Source organism: Halomonas sp. BM-2019, assembly GCF_017584085.1.
In genome coordinates this window covers 902,613-904,102 of sequence record NZ_CP071922.1, presented here as the reverse complement: position 1 = coordinate 904,102, position 1,490 = coordinate 902,613, and the positions used below count along the sequence as shown (strand labels likewise).

The window sequence follows — 1,490 nt, the reverse complement described above, 5'->3', positions numbered from 1 at the left end:
TCCGCGCCAACGAGGCGCCGGACTTGCACGAGCTCTACGGCAAGGCATTCGAGGAGCGCTACGTGCAATACGAGGCCATGGCCGAGCGCGGCGAAATTTTCGGCAAGAAAATGCCTGCGCTGGAATTGTGGAAATCAATGCTGCGGATGATTTTTGAGACCGGTCACCCATGGATCACCTTCAAGGATCCGTGCAACATCCGCAGTCCGCAGGATCATGCCGGCGTGATTCACAGCTCCAACCTTTGCACCGAGATCACGCTCAACACCAGCGACGACGAAACCGCCGTCTGCAACCTGGGTTCGGTCATTCTCGACAATCACCTGACCGCAACCGGCGGCATCGACCACGAAAAGCTGCGCGAAACCATCCGCATCGCTGTCCGCGCCTTGGATAACGTGATTGATTTGAACTTCTACCCAACCGAGGCAGCCCGTCGCTCCAATCAGCGTCACCGTCCAATCGGACTCGGCATCATGGGCTTGCAAAATACCTTGCAGGCCAAGGGCATTGCCTTCGACACCCAAGCAGCGGTCGAATTCAACGACGAGTTCATGGAGGCCATTGCCTACTATGCCTACGAAGCCTCCAGTGACTTGGCCGAGGAGCTTGGCACCTACAGCACCTTCAAGGGCTCCAAGTGGGACCGTGGTTTGTTGCCTCAGGATACACTGGACCTGTTGGAGGCGGAGCGCGGCGTTGCCGTGGAAGTGCCGCGTGGCGGCAAGATGGACTGGACCCATGTGCGGGCAAAGATTGCCAAGAATGGCATGCGCAATAGCAACGTCATCGCAATTGCCCCAACCGCCACCATCTCAAATATCATGGGCACTTCGCCCTGTATTGAGCCGAACTACAAAAACTTGTTTGTGAAGAGTAACCTGTCGGGCGACTTCGTGGTCTTGAATGCACACTTGGTTCGCGAGCTCAAAGCCCAGGGCCTTTGGAACGATGAAATGCGCGACCAGCTCAAATACTTCGATGGCGAGTTGGCTTCCATCGATACCATCCCCGAATCCATCAAAGCGCGTTACAAGACCGCCTTTGCGATTGATTACAAGTGGGTGGTGGAGGCTGCGGCGCGACGTCAGAAATGGATCGACCAATCCCAATCCGTTAACCTCTTCCTCGCCACTGCCGACATCAAGACGCTCTCGCACATGTATCGCTTCGCCTGGCGCACCGGACTCAAGACCACCTACTACCTGCGCACGCTGGGGGCTTCGAATATCGAGAAGGCAACCGTTTCCGTGAAGAAGGAAATGCGTGGTTTGATTGGCCGCGAGGGTGAGGAGAGTGACGCTAAGGCCAAGACCTATACCGACGCCGAGCGCAAAGCCTGCTCCATCGAAGCCATGATGAACGGCGAAGAGTGCGAGGCCTGCCAGTGAGGTAGAACCTTTTTTCTTTAGTATTGCACTGTGCCAGTAGTTATTTTTCATGGTCGTCGCTTACGACAACCTGAAATCATAACTATCAACTTATGCGTT

Annotated in this window: 1 protein-coding gene; it reads left to right on the top strand. The window is 55.4% G+C overall.

Annotated elements, in window-relative coordinates; translation table 11 throughout:
* A partial coding sequence (locus J5F18_RS04615) for a ribonucleoside-diphosphate reductase subunit alpha (RefSeq protein WP_346301149.1) occupies positions 1-1,391 on the top strand: 1,391 nt, incomplete at its 5' end.
* Between the last annotated feature and the right edge of the window lie 99 nt (positions 1,392-1,490).